This window comes from Loigolactobacillus binensis (assembly GCF_005405165.1).
Taxonomy (GTDB): Bacteria; Bacillota; Bacilli; order Lactobacillales; family Lactobacillaceae; genus Loigolactobacillus; species Loigolactobacillus binensis.
Map to the genome: position 1 here is coordinate 100,074 of NZ_BJDN01000001.1, position 19,833 is coordinate 119,906.

Annotated in this window: 16 protein-coding genes, 1 tRNA gene and 1 other annotated feature; of the genes, 9 read left to right on the forward strand and 8 right to left on the reverse strand. The window is 44.9% G+C overall.

Going from position 1 to position 19,833, the window contains the following annotated elements; genetic code table 11:
- Window positions 1-207: 207 nt before the first annotated feature.
- From serS to msrA, 5 genes are all read right to left on the reverse strand, one after another.
- The gene (gene serS, locus FFM78_RS00505) at window positions 208-1,485 is read right to left on the reverse strand and encodes a serine--tRNA ligase (RefSeq protein ID WP_137636479.1); all 1,278 of its coding nucleotides are present in this window, start codon (window positions 1,483-1,485) and stop codon (window positions 208-210) included.
- A 390-nt stretch (window positions 1,486-1,875) separates the two neighbouring features.
- Entirely contained in the window at window positions 1,876-3,015 is a 1,140-nt protein-coding gene (locus tag FFM78_RS00510) for a LysM peptidoglycan-binding domain-containing protein (RefSeq protein ID WP_137636480.1), read from the reverse strand.
- Window positions 3,016-3,178: 163 nt separating this feature from the next.
- The gene (locus tag FFM78_RS00515) at window positions 3,179-4,009 is read right to left on the reverse strand and encodes a DNA/RNA non-specific endonuclease (RefSeq protein WP_137636481.1); all 831 of its coding nucleotides are present in this window, start codon (window positions 4,007-4,009) and stop codon (window positions 3,179-3,181) included.
- A 26-nt stretch (window positions 4,010-4,035) separates the two neighbouring features.
- Entirely contained in the window at window positions 4,036-4,365 is a 330-nt protein-coding gene (locus FFM78_RS00520) for a hypothetical protein (protein WP_223876971.1), read from the reverse strand.
- 184 nt (window positions 4,366-4,549) lie between these two features.
- Window positions 4,550-5,089, reverse strand: coding sequence for a peptide-methionine (S)-S-oxide reductase MsrA (msrA, locus tag FFM78_RS00525; protein ID WP_137636482.1), 540 nt, complete (start codon window positions 5,087-5,089; stop codon window positions 4,550-4,552).
- 63 nt (window positions 5,090-5,152) lie between these two features.
- Window positions 5,153-5,384 (reverse strand) — a binding site (T-box leader).
- Between the two features lie 164 nt (window positions 5,385-5,548).
- Between msrA and FFM78_RS00530 the strand changes: the two genes are divergently transcribed.
- Complete coding sequence (locus FFM78_RS00530) at window positions 5,549-6,250, forward strand: zinc ribbon domain-containing protein (RefSeq protein WP_137636483.1); 702 nt, start codon at window positions 5,549-5,551, stop codon at window positions 6,248-6,250.
- Window positions 6,251-6,427: 177 nt separating this feature from the next.
- Here FFM78_RS00530 and FFM78_RS00535 read toward each other — a convergent pair whose 3' ends face one another.
- Window positions 6,428-7,624: an acetate/propionate family kinase gene (locus FFM78_RS00535; RefSeq protein ID WP_137636484.1), complete on the reverse strand. Its 1,197-nt coding sequence runs from the start codon at window positions 7,622-7,624 to the stop codon at window positions 6,428-6,430.
- Between the two features lie 370 nt (window positions 7,625-7,994).
- Here FFM78_RS00535 and FFM78_RS00540 point away from each other — a divergent pair, with 370 nt between their 5' ends.
- From FFM78_RS00540 to tyrS, 3 genes are all read left to right on the forward strand, one after another.
- Window positions 7,995-8,327, forward strand: a complete 333-nt coding sequence (locus tag FFM78_RS00540) for a thioredoxin family protein (protein WP_137636572.1) — start codon at window positions 7,995-7,997, stop codon at window positions 8,325-8,327.
- Window positions 8,328-8,581: 254 nt separating this feature from the next.
- Window positions 8,582-9,220 carry a histidine phosphatase family protein gene (locus FFM78_RS00545; RefSeq protein WP_137636485.1) on the forward strand — a complete coding sequence of 213 codons (639 nt, stop codon included), beginning with the start codon at window positions 8,582-8,584 and terminating at the stop codon, window positions 9,218-9,220.
- Between the two features lie 274 nt (window positions 9,221-9,494).
- Window positions 9,495-10,748, forward strand: a complete 1,254-nt coding sequence (gene tyrS, locus FFM78_RS00550; protein ID WP_137636486.1) for a tyrosine--tRNA ligase — start codon at window positions 9,495-9,497, stop codon at window positions 10,746-10,748.
- A gap of 693 nt (window positions 10,749-11,441) precedes the next feature.
- Here tyrS and FFM78_RS00555 read toward each other — a convergent pair.
- Window positions 11,442-11,514: transfer RNA gene (locus tag FFM78_RS00555), tRNA-Ala, on the reverse strand.
- 131 nt (window positions 11,515-11,645) lie between these two features.
- Window positions 11,646-14,159 (reverse strand): LysM peptidoglycan-binding domain-containing protein, encoded by a 2,514-nt coding sequence (locus FFM78_RS00560; protein WP_137636487.1) that lies wholly within the window; start codon window positions 14,157-14,159, stop codon window positions 11,646-11,648.
- A gap of 463 nt (window positions 14,160-14,622) precedes the next feature.
- Here FFM78_RS00560 and asnB point away from each other — a divergent pair, with 463 nt between their 5' ends.
- From asnB to FFM78_RS00585, 5 genes are all read left to right on the forward strand, one after another.
- Entirely contained in the window at window positions 14,623-16,518 is a 1,896-nt protein-coding gene (gene asnB / locus FFM78_RS00565; RefSeq protein WP_137636488.1) for an asparagine synthase (glutamine-hydrolyzing), read from the forward strand.
- Between the two features lie 160 nt (window positions 16,519-16,678).
- Window positions 16,679-16,921, forward strand: coding sequence for a metal-sensing transcriptional repressor (locus FFM78_RS00570; protein WP_137636489.1), 243 nt, complete (start codon window positions 16,679-16,681; stop codon window positions 16,919-16,921).
- Between the two features lie 206 nt (window positions 16,922-17,127).
- Complete coding sequence (locus FFM78_RS00575; protein WP_137636490.1) at window positions 17,128-18,477, forward strand: FAD-dependent oxidoreductase; 1,350 nt, start codon at window positions 17,128-17,130, stop codon at window positions 18,475-18,477.
- A 98-nt stretch (window positions 18,478-18,575) separates the two neighbouring features.
- Window positions 18,576-18,875, forward strand: coding sequence for a cupin domain-containing protein (locus FFM78_RS00580; protein WP_137636491.1), 300 nt, complete (start codon window positions 18,576-18,578; stop codon window positions 18,873-18,875).
- Between the two features lie 251 nt (window positions 18,876-19,126).
- Window positions 19,127-19,729, forward strand: coding sequence for a homing endonuclease associated repeat-containing protein (locus FFM78_RS00585; RefSeq protein ID WP_137636492.1), 603 nt, complete (start codon window positions 19,127-19,129; stop codon window positions 19,727-19,729).
- Window positions 19,730-19,833: the final 104 nt, after the last annotated feature.

Here is a 19,833-nt window from a genome sequence, read left to right on the forward strand (position 1 = left end):
TTCATGGGTAATATTTGAAACAAATAGGAGGCTAGGATTTTTATCCTAGCCCCCTATTTTGTTAGTCGCTGATTTTGTATGATCACAGAAAAAACGCCGAGTGGTTTTCAGTGGTTGATCGAGGTAATGCAGTTATGCTAAAGCCGTTTTACACGGTGATTAGAACCGCTTTTTCGGCAAGGATCAGCCACCAAAGTAAGCATACGCCTAGTTATTTTTGATTACTTTTTGGCCGTGAAAATAAGGTTGTAAAGCTTCAGGTACCAGCACGCTACCGTCGGCTTGCTGATAGTTTTCTAGAATTGCGGCGACAGTCCGCCCAACTGCAAGGCCGGAGCCATTTAATGTGTGAACGTATTCGACGCTGCCATCGGCTTTCCGATAACGGATCATTGCCCGCCGCGCTTGGAAATCGAGGCAGTTTGAGCAGGAACTGATCTCGCGGTAAAGATGCTGCTGGGGCATCCAAACCTCGATGTCATAAGTTTTGGCCGCAGAAAAGCCAATGTCACCAGTGGAAAGGGTGATAACGTGGTAAGCTAAGCCTAATTTTTCTAAAACTTCGGCGGCATTTTGTGTCAGTTTTTCCAATTCCGCGTAAGAATCTTCAGGCTTGCTAAATTTAACCATTTCAACCTTATGGAATTGATGCATACGGATCAAGCCGCGGGTATCCCGGCCAGCACTGCCAGCTTCGGAACGGAAGCAAGGCGTAAGCGCGGTGAAATAAATCGGAAGCTCGGCTTCGTCTAAAATTTCGTTGGCGTAATAGTTAGTCAGCGGGACCTCTGCAGTGGGGATCAAGGTCATACCAGTTGCTTCGACAGTATACACATCTTCCTTAAACTTAGGAAATTGGCCGGTTCCAAACATGGTTTTACCGGTGACTAAATAAGGGGGAATCACTTCTTGATATCCTTGATGCTGGGTGTGTAAGTCAAGCATAAAATTGTATACTGCGCGTTCTAATTGTGCGCCAGCGTTTTTATAATAGACAAAACGCGCGCCTGAAACTTTAGCAGCGCGGTCGAAATCAAGAATGCCCAACTGCTCACCGATTTCCCAATGTGCTTTAGGTTCAAAGGCGAACTCAGGGATCGTTCCCCATTTGCGAACTTCAGTATCACTGGCCTCATCGGGACCGATCGGCAGATCAGCGGCCGGAATATTAGGTAAGCGAATCGCGATGTGGTGTAATTGGGCGGCCCCCTTTTCTTGGTCAGCCTCAATCGTTTGAATGTTCTGATTGAGCTGTTTAACTTGCTTGATCAAGGCTTGGCCTTCAGGAGAGCGTGGGTTTGCGGCCTTAATTTTTGCGGTTAGCTGATTCTTTTCTTTCTTCATGCCTTCTGCTTTAGTAATGGCGGTGCGGTTCTGCTGATCAAGGGCGATGTAGTCGTCGATCTCAGCTGGTTTTACGCCGCGGGTCGCTAGGCGTTCTTTGACTAAGTCAGGCTGTTTGCGGATCAATTTTGGATTTAACATGTTGAACTTCCTTTCAATAAAAAAAGCCCATAATCCTCGTAAACGAAGATTATGGGACGTGATTAACGTGGTACCACCCGTATTTATGCTGTTAACAGCAATACTTTTGAGTATATCGTCTCGCCGTGGCCTGTTCTCAGGTCAAGCTAAGCAAGGGATTCACCACCGCCAATTGGTTAGCTCACACTGACCGCTAATTCTCTGGACGATTGCCGAGGCTACTATTTGCTATGATCGCGCTGTTATTTATAGCTCCAATATAGCACTGTTAGCGAATATGTCAAAAAAGGAATTGTGATCTACGCACAACTCCTGATTTATGTTGCCGAACAATATCGGCAAAACGTGTTCCATAAAGCAACCTATGGCACACCCTTTTTTTACTTAATTTTATTGTAAAACGTCGATGTGGTTGCCGGAAACAGCACCGCCACGATCATGTACAACGGCTTCGCCATAAGGCGTTTGGATATGTGTTCCAAACGGAATACTGCTGTCTGCTGCGGCGATCAAGTAACCGTTAGCGTCACGTCCAGTTGCGGTACTAGTGCCGTCAGCAGTCGTGCTGGCATCGCCCCAACCTTGAGCAGCAGTGGCGTTGTAGTAAGTGAACGTGTAATTACTGTCGGCAGTGCTACTACTTGTCGTGCTGCTGGTCGTACTGCTAGCTGAACTGCTGCTTGTTGCCGTCGATGTTGCTGCTTGGCTGCTTGCGGTCGATGTTGCTGCCGCGGATTGCGCAGCAGCTTGACTAGCCGCTTGATTAGAGGCAATTGCTGCGGATTGCGCATTGGCACTAGCTGTTTGTGCTGAAGCAACGAATGCTGCCTGACTAGCTGCATTAGCGGAAGCCGTAGCCGCGGATTGTGCATTAGCACTGGCAGCTGCCGCTGACTGAGCCGCTGCTTCATTGGCCGCTTGTGTTGCCGCGCTGGCTGCATTAGCAGAAGCTGTGGCCGCGGATTGCGCCGCTGCACTGGCCGTAGCTGCGGATTGTGCTGCCGCCTGATTAGCCGCCTGTGTTGCCGCACTGGCAGCTGCTTGGCTAGCCGCATTAGCGGAAGCTGTGGCCGCGGATTGTGCGTTAGCTGTTGCTTGCGCTGCAGCTTGGTTGGCCGCTTGTGTTGCGGATTGTGCTGCTGCCTGATTAGCCGCCTGTGTTGCCGCATTGGCTGCAGCTTGGCTGGCTGCGTTGGCGGAAGCTGTGGCTGCGGATTGTGCTGCTAACTGACTATTCCAGTCAGGCTGTGCGACTTGGGTCGTACTGGCAGTGCTCGTACTTTGTGTGGTTGTGTCGGCAGTGGGAATCGTTAATTTTTGGCCGATTAAAATAATCGGATTTTCGCCTTGCAATTTGTTGGCCGTCTTGATTTGATCAACGGTCACCCCATATTGTTGAGAAAAGTCCCAAACGGTATCGTTAGCTTTAACGGTAACGGTTGCGGCATCAACTTTAGTTGCTAAGGCTGATACACCAATGACACTAAGTAAAGTTGTCGCACTAAGTAATAGAGCGTTCTTTTTTTGCATGCAAAGTTCCTCCTGAAATTAAGTGAACGTTTTCGGTAATTAATAGTCTAACTTTAGCACGAAAATGTGTAACTAGCGTGACAACAAGATTACAATATGGTAGTTGTATGACATAAAGATTACAGAAAGATAACAAAAAAAGCCGGTAAGCGAATTACGGGCTTTAAAGGGTGGTATCAGGAACTTGCATATTACTAGTTTGGCTACGGCCATCACGATAATTAAAAGTAAATCCTGGCTGTACATTAAAAATATAAACATTGAAATTTAAACTGCCGTCAGTACTAAGTGCCTGTAATTGGACACCCCGCGGCATTAACTCATTACCACGAAAAATAGCATGCGGTTGGTAGATCACCTTCTTACCAGCTCGTAACGCAGTACGGATCTTAGCTTCATAGACAGTTTGTAAACGTTGGTTACTAAAAGCAGTTTGGGTGAATAGATTTTTTAAGTTATTTTGATCGCCACTTTGCAGACTGGGGTCATAATTACCGCTAGTACTGATCCCTTTGGAGATCGAGTAGGCGACTAAATGGCCGCGGTTCAAGATTGCTTGGCGTCCAGCGAACTTTTGATGCCAGCCAGTTGGTTGTACCGTTTGGCTGACCCGCAAGGAATCATCCGCTACGTTGCGCTGCTCCAGATAAGCGGTATTGGCCGTGCTGGTACGGTTCAACTGATCTAAATTAGCGTATTCGACATGGTTAGTTTTCCAACTATTGGCCGTCAAAGTGGCTTTATTGTTGTTCACCGCGATCACGGCACTTTGGCCAGATGTATAATTAAGTGCCGCCAACTGACTGGCGGCAGTGCTTGCTTGGTTGGTTGTTGAATTGGTGGTGGTATTGCTGCTTTGGGTCGTTGGTATCAAGGCCTGAGCAGTTTGCCATAAATTTTGCGCTTGACCAGGTTTTAAGCCAAGCCAACCGCCGATCAAGATCACTGCTAGAACTAGCAGTGAGGTGGTGCGTTTTTTTCTTCGTCGCTTCATCTTATAAAACTCCTATACTATTGTGCTTAACCGAGTAAAATTAAATTCTTTTCGACCCGATAACCAAACAAGGCGTGTTGTTGTTCCAGATATTCTACGTACATATAGCGGCGTAGTTCATGCTGGCGCAATAGTGCAGACAATTCCCATAAACGTAAAGTTTTGTGCTGCGCTGCGGTTTCAAGGATCAACTGCAGTTGGGGGTCGTCCGCTGTGTGCAAGCCACTTAATTTAATGTATTGCACGTGATCAACTTCCTCGGTTCGTTTGCCATGACGATTAGCGCCAAATTCATATAGAACCCAGAAGTTTCGATTTAAATCGGCGATCATGGCCAAGAAATCAGTAATACGCATAATGTTTGCCTCGCTCTACTTTAAAAAAGGTCGTCAAAAAATAATCGAACGGTTGTTCTTATTTTAGCATGGAAAGCGATCTGAGGGAATATATTTTCGCTATATCGTTATGAAAAGCAAACAAAAAAGACGTAACTTAAATACTTGTTGCGCCCTTGTTAAATAACATTCTAGTAACTTGACTTTAGTTTTGTGCGGTATTTTGTTGTTGCCAGTATTTGGCGGTAAATTCAGTGCGGCCGGCAATTTCCGTGGCGTATTGTTCGGGATGGCGCTTGTAATAATCTTGATGCGCCGCTTCCGCGGGATAAAATGGTTGAACGTCTTCGATTTGAGTAACGATCGGGCGGTCAAAACGCCCGCTGGCTGCTAATGCTTGGCGTGATGCCAGCGCCAACTGCCGTTCGGTATCATTTTGCACAAAAATAACCGGCCGATAATTATCGCCGCGATCCTGAAATTGACCCATAGCATCAGTGGGGTCGGTTTGTTGCCAGTAGATAGTCAGTAATTGTTGATAAGAAATAACTGCTGGATCGTAAGTGATGGCAACGGCTTCAGTATGGCCCGTTGTATGACTTTTAACTTGTGCGTAGGTGGGATTAGCAACGTGGCCACCTGTATAACCGGAAACGACGTTAACGATCCCCGGTGTTTCATCGAAGGGCTGCACCATACACCAGAAGCACCCACCGGCAAAAATTGCTGTTTTAGTTTGACTCATGATTTATCACACGCTCCTTATAATTTAGTGGTAAGCAAACAGCGTCCCTTCTCGCTATTCACGAAAAAGGACGCTGTTGCGCGGTACCACCTTGATTGCAATTAAAAAAACTGCCACTTAGTCACTTTTACAGTTAAGTAAAAATGAGCTGCGCTAACAGGCAGCTAACTGTTGCCGCACTTATCTTGCACAGCCCGCTAGAAGGTCATTTTCCGCGATTTTACGTGGCATCTTTACAGCAAACGATGCTCTCTGGACACGTGCTATCTTGTACTTTCCTCGTCATTGCGTTTTTTAGATTACTTCATATTCTAGCGCGCTAGGCAAATATGTCAAGCAACCAAACTGTTAATTTTAAGCACTATTTTTATCTTAAAATGACGTGGTTGGTTGATTGTCGCCGGCCCCGTTTCGTGCTATGGTTAAAGCAATAATAAACTGGTAATGGTGGGATGTGCGGTGAAACAAATTGCAAAGAAAATGTGGGCGTTAGATTTCGGCAGTCTTGGCGTCGGTGAATTTATTTGTCCCAGCTGTGGTCAGCCGATCACTTTACAAAACGCAACTTGCCCGAATTGTGGCTATGACTTGGTGGCTTACCGGCAAGCTAATGGCATCAAACAACCACCATTAAGCTCAGCGGCCGTACCGCCAGCCGCCAGTGCTAATTTTGGTACGATTGATTTTGGTAGTGCTACACTGTCCGCCGCTAAGCCCGCCCGGCAGTTATTGCCGGAAGAGGTGACTGAGTTCGACCAAACAAGTGCGGCGGCAGGTACCGTTCGGTCTGACGATGAAATTGTGCCTGCCGCCGCGGCTACTGAATCAACGGCAAGTACAACTGATAACGATGAAGCTTATAGTCAGGCTAGCCAGCCAGCGTCGGCTGAACCAACCAGCGCTGCCGCCGCGAACACAGCTAGCTTGGTGGCTTTGGTTGCCCAAGTGCAAAGCAATCAAGCAGTGGTCAACGAAATGCTCGCCCAATTACAAAGTGATCAGGCAGCTTTGCGGCAGCTAGCTGACAGCGTGGCGACCAGTGCTGCTTCAGCAGCGGCTAGCGCAGCAGTTGCGCCGCGTCCACGTCGGCGTAGTTGGCTTACGCGGTTATTGCAGCGCGTCTTTGCACCGCGGCAGCGGCAGCTACCACCGCCAAAATAAAAAAACGCCAGTCGGTAGACTGACGTTTCGCTATGTTTATAAATGTAAGATAATTAAAGGATATGTCGAAAATGAATAATGCCGTTTACTTAGGTCAAATATGACCTTTCATGATATCTTATCGCCAAATTCATATTAACATATCCCAATTTGAAAGACTAGCGATTTTTGAAATTGTCATCTTTGTGTAATATTGAGCGCTTGACTGACCTGCCGAACAATGGCTAATTCTTCATTGGTGGGGATCACTAGGGTTGCAAGGGAGCTGTCTTTGCGGCTAATAATACCTTCATGAGTATTTTGATTACGTTTTTCGTCTAAATTGAAGCCTAACACCCGCACTCCGCGAATGATCCGCGCCCGTAAATCAGGATCATTTTCACCAATTCCACCAGAAAAAACCAGCGCATCGACGCCGCCTAGTTCCGTATAATAGCTACCGATGTATTTAACGATGCGGTTGACGAAAACGGCGATCGCCAATTTAGCGCGCTGCTCAGTTGCTTCAGCTGCTTTTAAGTCACGCATATCATTGGAAATCCCTGAAATCCCTAATAAACCCGATTGACGATTTAGAATATCGTTAACGATAGTGGTGCTAGCAAGTTGTAATTTTTGCTGCAGAAAGGGGACTAAGGCAGCATCTATATCACCGGCACGTGTGCCCATGGTGATACCAGCCAATGGCGTGAATCCCATCGACGTATCCAGCGGTCGCCCATTTTCAATGGCTGTAAGCGAAGCGCCGCTGCCTAGGTGCAGGGTGATCAGTTTTAATTTAGCCAACGGTTTGCCTAACAAGCTGGCGGTGCGATTGGCTAAATATTCATGACTGATACCATGTTCACCGTAACGATGGATATGATAACGCTGAGTATAGTCGTAAGGAATGCTGTAAATGGCGTTGACTTCAGGCATTTTAGTAAAAAATTGACTGTCGAAAACCGCCACGGCTTGGGCCTGTGGTAATGCAGCAGTCAGTAATTCAATATACTGAACTGCTGCTGGATTATGCAGTGGGGCCTGTTCACTGAGACTGGATATTTGGGCTAAAATAGCGGGTGTGATCAAGGTGGCTCGCCGAAAAATATCACCACCAGCGACTACGCGGTGGCTAACTGCCGTAATTTCACGGCGGGAGCCAATAATGGCAAGCTCGCTTAATTTATCTAAAACTAAGGCCACGGCTTGTGACGGGGTTAGCTGCTTGACCTGCTGGCTGAAGGCTTGCTCAGTGGTCGTTAATTTGAAGTTAGCTACTGGTTGATCCAGCCGCTCAACCAAACCGTAAGCGAGTACGGTTTCCATTGGTTGTGCGAATAGTTTCCATTTAAGCGACGAACTACCGGCGTTGATGGTTAGAATTTTTTGCATAGTAACCTCCTAGGCTAGGGCCGAATTAACGGATCTGATATTTTCTTATTGTTATCATAAACTATTTTAATGGAAAAATGAATTAATAACAGTTGGTTTGGGTTATTTGCCACGACTAACCAAATAATTATCAGTCAGGCTGTCTTTAGAAAATTATATTGGGTAGGTTCATTTAGCCGTATCAAGTTGGTGGGTATAGTTATTTTCGTTTGGCCAATGTTCAAATAGTGCTTAGCCGTTAGCCGATTAACTTATTAAAAGTCAGTAAATTGCTTTTTGATGTAAAATGAGTAAAATAAGCACTAGTTAGTTTAGTGATCGGGTAGCCGATCGTGTGTCACCATTTTATTTAGAAAAGGGAGTAATCGCCATGGAAGCCTTACCTAAAGTAACAAAAGCAGAACTACTTGATAAAATTAAAAACGGTAAATACATGCTTTTCTTCTCCGCTGGTTGGTGCCCAGATTGCACATTTATCAAACCAGCAATGCCTGAAATTGAGGCTGAATATAAAGACTTCACATTCTTAAGTGTTGATCGGGATGAAAATATTGATTTGGCCATTGAACTGAACGTTTTTGGGATTCCAAGTTTTATTGCTTATCAAGACGGTGAAGAGCTGGGCCGTTTTGTTAACAAGGATCGTAAAACCAAACAGCAGGTTGAGCAATTTATCAATGCGTTACCAGTTGCAGCTGAATAAGAATCAGTTGCTGTGATCGGATTGCGGGTTGTTCTTTGAGTTGAGCAGTCGGCTATTGTTGTTTGAACGGGTGTTAGGCATAATGACTAACAATTGGCCTAATAACACTAATACTCCGTAGTTATCTATTTTCCACTTATAATTTGAGTCAGACCAGAAGCGGACTGCTTTTGGTCTATTTTTAGTTGCAAGTCAGGGTTGAGAAAGCGTATTCTATAAATAGCGTTAATATTTTAATTAAAGGAGCGGCAGCAATGACGGAACTTTATTTTATTCGCCACGGACAAACGATCATTAATCAAGAAGGCAAAGTCAATGGCGCAACAGTTGATACACCATTAACGGCAGCAGGTATCAGTGGTGCGCAGGCGGCTGGGCGCGAACTGGCAACTTGCCATTTTGATCATGTTTTTGTCAGCCCCCAAAAGCGTGCGCAAGCAACCGCGCAGTTGGTGTTGGCCAATAATCCGGTAGCGGATATTCAGGTGGTTGAGCAATTACATGAAATGGCATTTGGCGACTGGGAAGGGCGCTTGATCGCAGACGGTAAAAAAGATCCTGCTTTGCGGCGCTTTTTCACCGACCCTGAACACTATGATCCTAGCAGTTATCACGGTGAGACCTTTGCGGCCGTGGTTGCACGGGGCCAAGCTTTTCTACAGCATGTGGTCACAACGTATCCGCACCAACGTGTTTTAGTAGTTGGTCACGGAACAATGTTGACGGTAACTGTGCGTTCTGCCTTAGGTGCTAGCATTGGCGAGATCATGACCCAAGCACAATTAGATAATACTAGTATCAGTGTACTCCAAAGCGATAACGGTACTGATTTTACTTTGGCACGGTGGAACGATACCAGTTTTTTGACGCCGGCTATTGACAGGTTAGCTTAGCTAGGCTATATTGAAACTAATTTAATAGTGAGCACGTAAAGATTAGTAGTCATTTAGTGGCATTGCAGAAAGTCAGTGGGGCTGAAAACTGATAGCAGCTAAGGTGATGAATTACAACTTTAAAAAACCGTGTGACGTGCATGTCGTTTACATGTATAAGTGATGGTTACGGCCATAACTTGGGTGGTAACGCGGAATATTTCGTCCCTGATCAATTGATCGGGGACTTTTTTTATTGTTTTAACGGGCTTAGATAACACAGGAGGAAATAAAGATGACAGACATTATGGCGGACCTGACTTGGCGTGAAGCAATCAACCAAGTGATCGATGAAGACGGACTCAAAAAATTAACACAAGAAAAATCAATCAGCCTGTACTGTGGGGTCGATCCCACCGGTGCTAGCTTACACATTGGCCATTTGATTCCTTTTATGGTTTTGAAAAGATTTCAATTGGCGGGGCATCACCCGGTGATCCTGATTGGTGGCGGGACTGGCGCCATTGGTGATCCCTCTGGGAAAAAATCCGAACGTGTTTTGCAAACTATGGATCAAATTCAGGCCAATAAGGAACACTTAACGGCGCAGATGGTTAAGTTATTTGGTACGGATAATTTCACGATCGTTGATAATTATGACTGGTTATCCAAACTTTCCTTGTTGGAATTTTTGCGCGATTACGGTAAATTATTCAATGTTAATACTATGTTGAATAAAGAAATCGTGGCCAGTCGGTTGGAAGTCGGTATTTCCTTCACTGAATTTACTTACCAAATTTTGCAATCGATCGATTTTTTGCATTTATATAAATACCATGACGTTCAATTGCAAATTGGTGGTGCGGATCAGTGGGGTAATATCACGGCCGGAACGGATCTGATCCATCGGCAAGAAGGGGCTGACGCCAAAGTCTATGGCTTGACGATTCCGTTGATGTTGAAAGCGGACGGTACCAAGTTTGGTAAAACTGCTGGTGGCGCGGTTTGGCTTGATCCAGAGCGGACCACGCCATATGAATTCTATCAGTTCTGGTTAAATCAAGATGATCGGGATGTTGTCCGTTACTTGAAGTATTTCACGTTCTTAAGCCGTACTGAAATTGAAGCGCTGGCGCAGAAGGTAGCTGCAGAACCAGAAAAACGGGAAGCACAACGGCGGTTGGCCCGAGAAGTAACTAAATTTGTTCATGGTGAGCAGGCGGTCGTTGAAGCGGAACATATTTCTAAAGCGTTGTTCTCAGGTGATGTGACGGCCTTGACTGCTGAAGAGATCGAGCAAGGCTTCCATGATGTTCCTTCAGTTGAGGTCACTGCCGCTAAAGCCAACATCGTTCAGTGGTTAGTTGATACGAAAATTGAACCCTCTAAACGACAAGCACGTGAAGATGTGACTAACGGCGCCATTACGGTCAATGGTCAACGTATCCGGGAAGTCGAATTTGAATTGGACCCCCAAGCGGCCTTTGACGGCCAGTTCGTCATCGTTCGCCGTGGGAAAAAGCGCTACTTCTTAGCGCGTGTTAAATAATTGTTTGCTGCAATAGCTGAGGCCAGGACTTTTGTCCGGGCCTTTTATTATTTCCAAATATTGGGTTAGAATCTGCGCCAATCCTGACGCACATGACCCCCGCAAGCGACTTTTGGCCCGCGCTTGGCTATTTTGTATAAAAAAACCAGCGGCTTAATTAAGTCGCTGGTAAAGGAGTAGGGTTGTCGATCGATTTGGGAGATCGATCGGCTTTTTTCATTACTTGGAGGAGTATGAAAAAATTTGGGTTGTTAGAATAGTCAGGATGGGGTTCCTATAACTACAAAACCAAGCTTAACAAAGCCTTATGAAGTTTTTATGATAAAAAGATTAAAAAATAATTAAAGCGATTTTTAAGTTAAATACGAGCTATATCAGTAATTTGATTAAAAAATAGCTATTTTAGAGAACGCTAACAATGATAAAAGCTATAACTAAAATTAGAAAAATGCCGGCGCTTATAAATCCTCGTTTTTTCGATCAGTAGCATAGCGCCGTGTTCCATAAAGCACTGTAGAAACATTTATTCGTTTGCTACCCGATGGCCGAAGTGCGGCCCCAAGTTGCAACGTCGACGATCCAAACGTACTAAGCTGAGAAAAATGCTACTAAAGTAGAAGCTGGACGCCTACCATTATTATTCGCGAACCAAAAAACACCACTACAAAATTTGTAGTGGTGTTTACTATTTAATGGATCTAAACGGACTTGAACCGTCGACCTCCTACATGCGAAGCAGGCGCTCTCCCAACTGAGCTATAGACCCAAATAACTTACCTAAATAGTATAGCATATTTATGCAAAGATGGCGTAGAAAAATTAAAAAAGCACCACGCAGGCTGGCTGCGCGGTGCTAAGTTATACTATGCAAATATATTTGTAGGTTTAGCTAGTGGTCTAGAAGCTTAGTTGTTGGCCCACATAGATCAAGCTGGCATCGCTGATACCGTTTTTAGCCGCTAATTTTTGAACAGTAGTGCCATGTGCTGCCGCGATCGCGTATAAGCTATCGCCGCTTTTGACGGTATAACTGCCAGTACTACTGCTTAATTTAGTAACCGTTGCGGCGGTTGCGGTGCTGCCACTTACAGCCAACTTTTGACCCACGTAAATTAAGTTAGCATTGCTAAGATTATTTTTGCTGGCCAAGCTAGTTGCAGAAGTTCCGTATTTGCTAGCAATGGCGGATAAAGTATCGCCGCTTTTAACGGTATAATAACCAGTGCTGCTGGTTGAGCTAGAACTAGTAGTTGACGTACTTGTTGTTCCGCTAACTGCTAATTTTTGCCCTACATAAATCAAGTTGGCGTTACTCAGGTTATTTTTGCTCGCTAATGCTGTTGCCGTTGTATTGTAGTTTTTAGCAATAGCAGATAAAGTATCGCCGCTTTTAACGGTATAATAACCTGTTGTTGAGCTGGTGCTGCTAGTACTGCTACTTGAGCTTGTTGTCGTTGAGCTACCGCCGCTAACCAGTAATTTTTGCCCAATGTAGATCAAATTAGCGTTGCTTAAGCTATTTTTACTAGCTAAACTAGCGGCAGTTGTATTATACGTTCTAGCAATTGCTGAAAGGGTATCACCACTTTGCACGGTGTAGTACTTAGCATTGCTAGTTGAGCTTGAGCTGGTACTTGAACTTGTTGAGCTGGATGTACTAGTGGTTTTCGCTACGTTCAATACTTGACCTACGTAGATCAAATTAGCATTGCTGATATTATTTTTGCTGGCTAAGCTAGCAGCAGTAGTTGCGTACTTACTAGCAATAGCGGATAAAGTATCGCCACTTTGCACGGTGTAAGTTGAACCAGTTGCGGTACTGCTTGTATTGCTGCTACTTGAACTACCAGTTGATGTTGAAACTGTGCCACCACTAAAGGCGATCTGATCCCAGGCGGTTAGATCATAAGTATTGATAATATTTAATAACTGACTGCTATAAGTTGGTGATGTTGCGTAGCCATCTTGGCGGATCAAGGTCGTAGCGGTGGTCGCGTTTTTCACTCCGATCAAATTACTGTAGCGTGAATTCTGAGTTAAGAATAAACCGTGATCTTCAACACTAGCTGAGTTATTTGGGTAGACCCGGAAGTTATCGTAGATAGTGGTCCAGTAACCGTAATATTCAGAAGTTGGTAAAGAAACAGAATTACCATTGTATGAACCCTTAATACCAAATAGATTATGGTAATTGGCCGCTAAGCTGGATTTACCCCAGCCACTTTCCAGAATTGCTTGGGCGGCAGTCAATGATGGTAAAATACCGTATTTCTTCCAACCGGCGATAGCCCCAGCTTCAATACTGTCAAGAAATGCTTGGTTAGTTGCGGAAATGCTGTAACTAGCAGCCACACGAGTAAGTGTTTGTGCTTGGCCAGTAGCTTGGTAAGCGGCCAAAGCAGCGGCTTTAGCTGCCTCAACTGCCGCATCGTCAGCGTCACCTAAAGCATAAACGGCTCCGCTAGCTTGACTAGCGGCACTAGTTGCAGTTGTGCTGGCAGCAGAATTGGCACTGGCAGAAGTTGTTGTTTGCGCGGTGTTAGTCGCTGCAGCACTAGTTGCCGCCTGGCTAGTCGGGTTAGTTGCGCTAACTGTATTGGTGGTTGTGTCCGCCGCACTAGCAGTTGCTACAGTTGTTGCCGTACTTGCTGTATCCGTTTTAGCTGCGGTGCTTGCGGTACTAGTAGTATCGTTTGCAGCGGGAGTACTTGTGGTTTCGGTGGTATTACTAGTGGCTGTGCTGTCTGCTGTGGCAGTTGCTACGGTACTAGTTGTTGCGCTGCTAGCTTGGCTAGTAGCCGCTACACTGGCCGTTTTGGTTGTGGCACTAACTTGATTGGTGGCTGCGCTAGTCGCTTGACTAGCTGCCATACTGTTAGTGTTCTGTAAAGCTGTTGTCAAAGTTGTTTGGCCGCTAAGAACGGTGTCTTTAGCAGCTGTTGATTTAACGGCTGCAGATGCGGCCGCCTGACTGGCAGCGGTAGAAGCTGCGGCAGCACTAGCCGCAGCCGATTTAGCTGTTGCACTAGCGGCCGCTGACTTAGCGGCGACGCTATCAGCAGTTGATTGTGCAGCCTCGCTGGCGGCGGTAGAAGCCGCGGCAGCACTGGCTGCAGCCGATTTAGCCGTGCTAGCGGCCGCCGTTGGTGCAGTACTAGCGGCAGCAGAAGCTGCGGCTGCGCTGGTTGCCGCCGTACTCGTCTTTAAAGTTGTCGTATTGTCGGTCGTTGCGTCATCATCAGTTGTTGCTTGATCAGTTGTTGTTTTAGTATTGGTAGCGGCGTTTGCGACACTTTGTGCGCCGAAAAGGCCTAAACCTAATGTTAAAACTGAGATACCAGTGAAGACCCAGGTTTTCCCAGCTTTGTACATTTTATAATGTACCTTTTGTTCGTTTGTCTCATTTTGCATTACTTTAAGATCCTCCCAAATATTTGCCAACCTACGTCTAACGGTAAATTACGTGATCAATTATTTCAGAATTTTTAAAATTGTTTAAATTATTATTAAATATCTACTACCACATAAGTATAAATTAGCATCTCACCAAAACACTGTCAACGCTGAGCAGATTACAGTTTGGTGACATTTACCGCAGCCGAACAGGCGTGCGGCTATTTTAAGCACGTTATGCAACGGTAATCTAGGCGTAAATTGCTAGTAACAATTTTAGAATCAGCCACTGTTCTGTGTCGAACATCATGTTATAATGAAAGTTACGATTGCAAACGCACTGTAGCCGCGTGGTAGCGTGGCTATGGTTAATGAACGCCGTTGCTAAGTAGGGGCTCATTATTTAGTGTTTAGCGGAAACGTGTTTCAGCAGCGAATTTTTGGAACGCTCTGAATATTCATAGACGAAAGAGGAGTTTTTATGTGCGGAATTATCGGCTTTGCCGGCGGTGACCTTTCGGTTGCTGACAAAAACTTGACTTTGGATAAACAAGTTGAAGTTATCAAACATCGTGGTCCCAATGATAAAGGTAAGTACGTTGACGAAGATGTTGCTTTAGGTTTCCGGCGGTTATCGATCATTGATCTAACCAACGGTAAGCAACCGATCTATAACGCTGACAACACTAAATTGATCGTTTTTAATGGTGAAATTTATAATTACCAAAGTGTTCGCGCCGAACTGGAAAATGACTTAGGTTACGCCTTTAAAACACATACTGATACCGAAGTTTTGTTGCATGGCTACGAAGCGTGGGGTAAGGATGTCCTTAAGAAGATCCGCGGAATGTTCACTTTCTTCATCTGGGATACGGTGAAAAAGGAATTATTCGGTGCCCGCGATTTCTTTGGCATCAAACCGTTGTACTATACTTACTTAGACGATGGCACCTTTATGTTTTCCAGCGAATTAAAAACATTTATGAAGCATCCAGCCTTTAAGCAGCAATTAAATAAGCAAGCCTTGAAGCCTTATTTGATGAATCAATACAATGATTTAGATGAAACATTCTTTAAAGATGTTTATAAGTTCCCAGCTGGCCACTATTTCATGTGGCGTGACGGCCACGTTGATATTGAACAGTATTGGGATGCTGACTATCAAGAAAATAATATGAGTTTTGACGAAACGGTTGAAGCCATCAATAAATCGGTGGAAGAATCCGTTAAATTACATCATATTGCGGATGTACCAGTAGGCAGTTTTTTGTCTGAAGGGGTCGACAGTAGCTATGTGACCAGTGTTTTGAAGCCGGAAAAGGTATTCAGTGTCGGCTTTGACGAAACGTATAACGAAGCCGGACGGGCCAAAGTTTTGGCGGATGAGCTTGGTTTAGAATTTCACACCACCACTGTTCATGGGGATGAGGCGTTCGCTAAGTTCCCGTTGATGCAATATCATATGGACGAACCAGATGGCAATCCCAGCTTGATCCCGCTGTGGTTCTTGTCAGAAATGGCGGCCAAGGAAGTGACCGTTGTGCTGTCTGGTGAAGGTGCCGATGAAATGTTTGCTGGCTACGTCAATTACGGCATGCATTCGCACAACGAAGTGATCAAGGTCTTCGCGGAAGGGTTACGTAAATTACCTAAGGGAACGCGCTATCACTTAGCTAGACGCATTCGCGCTGGCCGCAATTTTCATGGTAAAGTTCATTTGTACACGCGTTTGGCGAAGCCAAGTGAATTTTATGTCGGGGAATCCGTTATTTACACATTTGAACACCCCTCAATTTTTAGTGCTACCGAGGCCAATCATTTGGTGACTGCCGCTTATCGCAACGATCTGGATATTAGTGGTAATTACCAACGTGACTTTAAGAAGGTAAAGAATGCTGATGAAGTGAAGCAGATGCAATACATTGACTTGCACCATTTTATGGCCAATGATATTTTGCAGAAGGCGGATAAAATCTCGATGGCCCACAGCTTGGAATTGCGGGTACCATTTTTGGACAAAGACGTTGCGGAATTAGCCAACAGTATTCCTAGTAAATATTTGTTGAACACGAAAGATACTAAGTACGCTTTCCGCCGCGCTTCCGAAAAGCATTTAGGTAAGGAATTTGCCAGTCGGCCTAAATTAGGCTTCCCGGTACCGATCCATCAATGGTTATTGGAGGATAAATACTACCAGCAGGTTCGCGCCTTGTTTAGTCAAGATTTCGTTAAGGAATTTTTCGATCAAGCGCAGATCCTAGCCCTATTGGATGATACACATACAGATAAACGCGATGGTCGGCGGCAGGTCTGGGTCATTTATACTTTCTTGATCTGGTATCAAGATTACTTTATCAATTTAGATCAATTTCAATAATATAGTAGAAAGGCGCTGTGCTAACTTATATTAAGTAGTAGCAGCGCTTTTTTGCTGAAAACCAAATTACGTTAAAATTAGTGCGAATTTTGAAATGGCTTCAATAATTATTGACCGCCGGCCTCAGTACAAACAAGGTTAAATGAAAGGATTGGTTATCTTGACAAGTAATGAACAGTTACTCAACCGCTTAAAACGCGCTGAAGGGCAATTACGCGGTATTCAGCATATGCTGGCCGAACAACGCACAGCCAAAGACGTGCTGATTCAATTGACTGCAGTTCGCTCGACGATCGACAAAACGATTGGCCTGATTTTAGCGGCGAATGTGGAGACAAATTTACCGGCAACAGTAACACCAGAATTACAGGCGGCCTTAGCGTTGATTGCTAAAACCCGGTAACTTTTTCGGCGTTATTTAATTCTAAGGTGCCGTTTTAAGGCTGCCGTGAAGGTGTTTAGCAAAACGGTAGTGAGTAAAGCGTTTTTTATGGCTGGCCGCGCTCAGGTGACGGACACATTTTTGCTAGTCCTGGCTAAAGAGTTGTGATAAAATCAGGGCACAGTTTATCGACCGGCTAGTGGTTAGTTAGAGATAGGATGATCAATTTGAAAGTGGTTATTATTGGCTGTACTCACGCTGGTACTAGCGTGGCGCGACAAATATTGAAAACGCATCCGGACACTGAGGTTGCTATTTATGAACGCAACAACAATATTTCATTTCTGTCCTGTGGAATTTCGCTTTATTTAGGTGGAACGGTTAAATCATTGGCGGAAATGTTTTACGCAACGCCGGCGGATCTTGAAAAATTAGGTGCGCAAATCCACACGCAACACGATGTCTACCGCATTGATGTGGCCCAAAAGCAGATTTGGGTCGAAGATCTAAATAATAATCGTAAGTTTGTTACGCAATATGATAAGTTGGTACTGACAACAGGCTCAGTGGCGGTTATTCCGCCGATTCAAGGAGTCAGTTTGCCTAATGTTTTGATTTGTAAAGACTATGCCGACGCCACACAGATCGCGGCGACTGCCCAGACTAAAAAGCATATCGCCATTGTGGGTGGTGGCTATATTGGCGTGGAATTAGCCGAAAGTTACAGCAACACTGAACATGAGGTGACTATGATCAACGGGCTGCATCCGTTATTAAGTCATTATGTTGATACTGATTTTTCAACGGCTGTAGCAGCAGATCTAACCGCTCATGGGGTTAACCTAAAACTAAATGAGACGGCCTTGAAGTTTGATAGTGACGCGCAGCATGTGTATATTCAAACTGATCGGGCCGAACACCAGGCAGATCTAGCAGTGGTCTGCGTCGGTTTTCGGCCGCAAACGGATCTGGCGGTCGGGCAGTTGCAGCTCAATGCCGATGGTTCATTGCATGTCGATCGTTATATGCGAACCTCTGATCCGGATGTTTATGCGGCTGGGGATGCGGTAGCGGTGCATTTCAACCCAACTCAAGAAGATGCCTACGCGCCCTTAGCCACTAATGCAGTGCGCCAAGGCTTACTGGTCGGAATGAATATTTTTAAACCAACCTTGGCGGATATCGGCACACAGGCTACCTCAGCACTACACCTTTATGGCAAAACGCTGGCCTCGACCGGGTTGACCTTAGCACGGGCGAAACAACATGGTTTTGATGCAGCGGTGGCCAAGCTGACTGATAATTATCGACCGGAATTTATGCCGACGACAACACCTATTGATATGCGGCTGATCTACGAGCGCAAAACCCACCGCATTCTTGGTGGTCAGCTTTATAGCGCGTATGATGTGGCGCAGTCGGCCAACCTGCTGTCAGTGTGCATTCAAAATAAGAATACGATCGAACAGCTGGCATTTGTTGATATGCTTTTTTCACCTTATTATGATCGGCCCTTTAATTATTTGAATCAATTAGGTTTGACGGCGCTGGAACAGGAAGCTACGGCAAAACCCTAATTGACAATTACTATGAGAACGCTTTTAATGGTAGATAACTCGTGATGCGTTAAGAATTGCATCAGGTGCTTACTAATCGTATAAGGAGTTGTTCATTTATGGAATTTTTAACTGGATCAACTGGTGCCGGTGTGCACGAGCATCTTTTTAATATACCGTCACAAGTCGTTGGTCACCGGACGATCGCCAAAGGTGAAGTGACCGGTAATGGTCAATTACATCCGGCACCAGCGCATGGGGTTGTGATTCCTATTCGTGGACGGATCAAATTCAGCACGGCTGACGGCAGCGAGGAAATTTATCCTGGTCGGGCAGTGGTCATGGAGCGCGGCGAATTGCACAGTATGGAAGGCTTGGAAGATAGCGAATTAATGGTGGTTTTAAGCCGTTTCGACTAGCTGTCTTCTGAAAAACGTTTTCGCTATATTGTTCGGAGACGAAAAACACGGTTATGACATCAATCACTGATATCATAGCCGCGTTTTTTTTGGCTTTCCAGTTTAATCGTTGGCGTAAGTGTCTTAGGCCGATTTTTAACGTGCGAAGCACTAACTTTAAAATAAAAAAGGTAAATTTAGCGGTCAAGCTAGTAGTAATCGGGTAAAATAAAGGTATTATTGCTAAAATTAATTAGAGTAGGAATAAGATAATGACAGATAAAAAGATCAATCTTACTAAAATCGAACGATTATTGGCGGATGAAAGTATTCGGACCGAAGCAATTAGTAGCGTCACCGGCCTGCGCGCCTCCACGTTAAAAAGTTTTCGGCAAAAACATAAGGAATTTAACGCAATGACTTTAAAAATGTTACTTGAATTAGATCAGGTTATTAATTCACCACAAGAATATCAGTATTTAAAGACACTATCTAAATTAGCACCCAATGAAATTGATTCTAAGGTCCAACGGCAACGTTTGGTCAAAGAGTTCCAAAAAGAAAGTCAGTTTTCTGAAAATCCTGGGGAGGGGGGGTCAACCCCGCTTAAATCCCACGAATTTAAACATTATCAAGAAGTGATCCGCTATTATGGGTCATGGAATAACTTTTTAAAGGCGCAGAATATACGCCCAAACGTGATCAAAAAACCACGGGCAACAATGTTGACTGGCGAAAGGCTGATCGCGGAATTCAATCAGCAAACGCAAGAAATTGGCCACGCACCGAAATCCTATGAATTTCGGCATTATGCGCAGGCTTACCGCTATTTTGGTTCATGGCGGGCATTTGTCAAGGCAGTGGAACAAGCATAAGTGTGACGCCGATGAGCGTGGCACTTTTTTTGTTGGTTATTAAAGATGGCCTTAAGCCGCGTGGTTACAGGTGTGCATTACTTTTTTTAAAAAATGACTGCTTA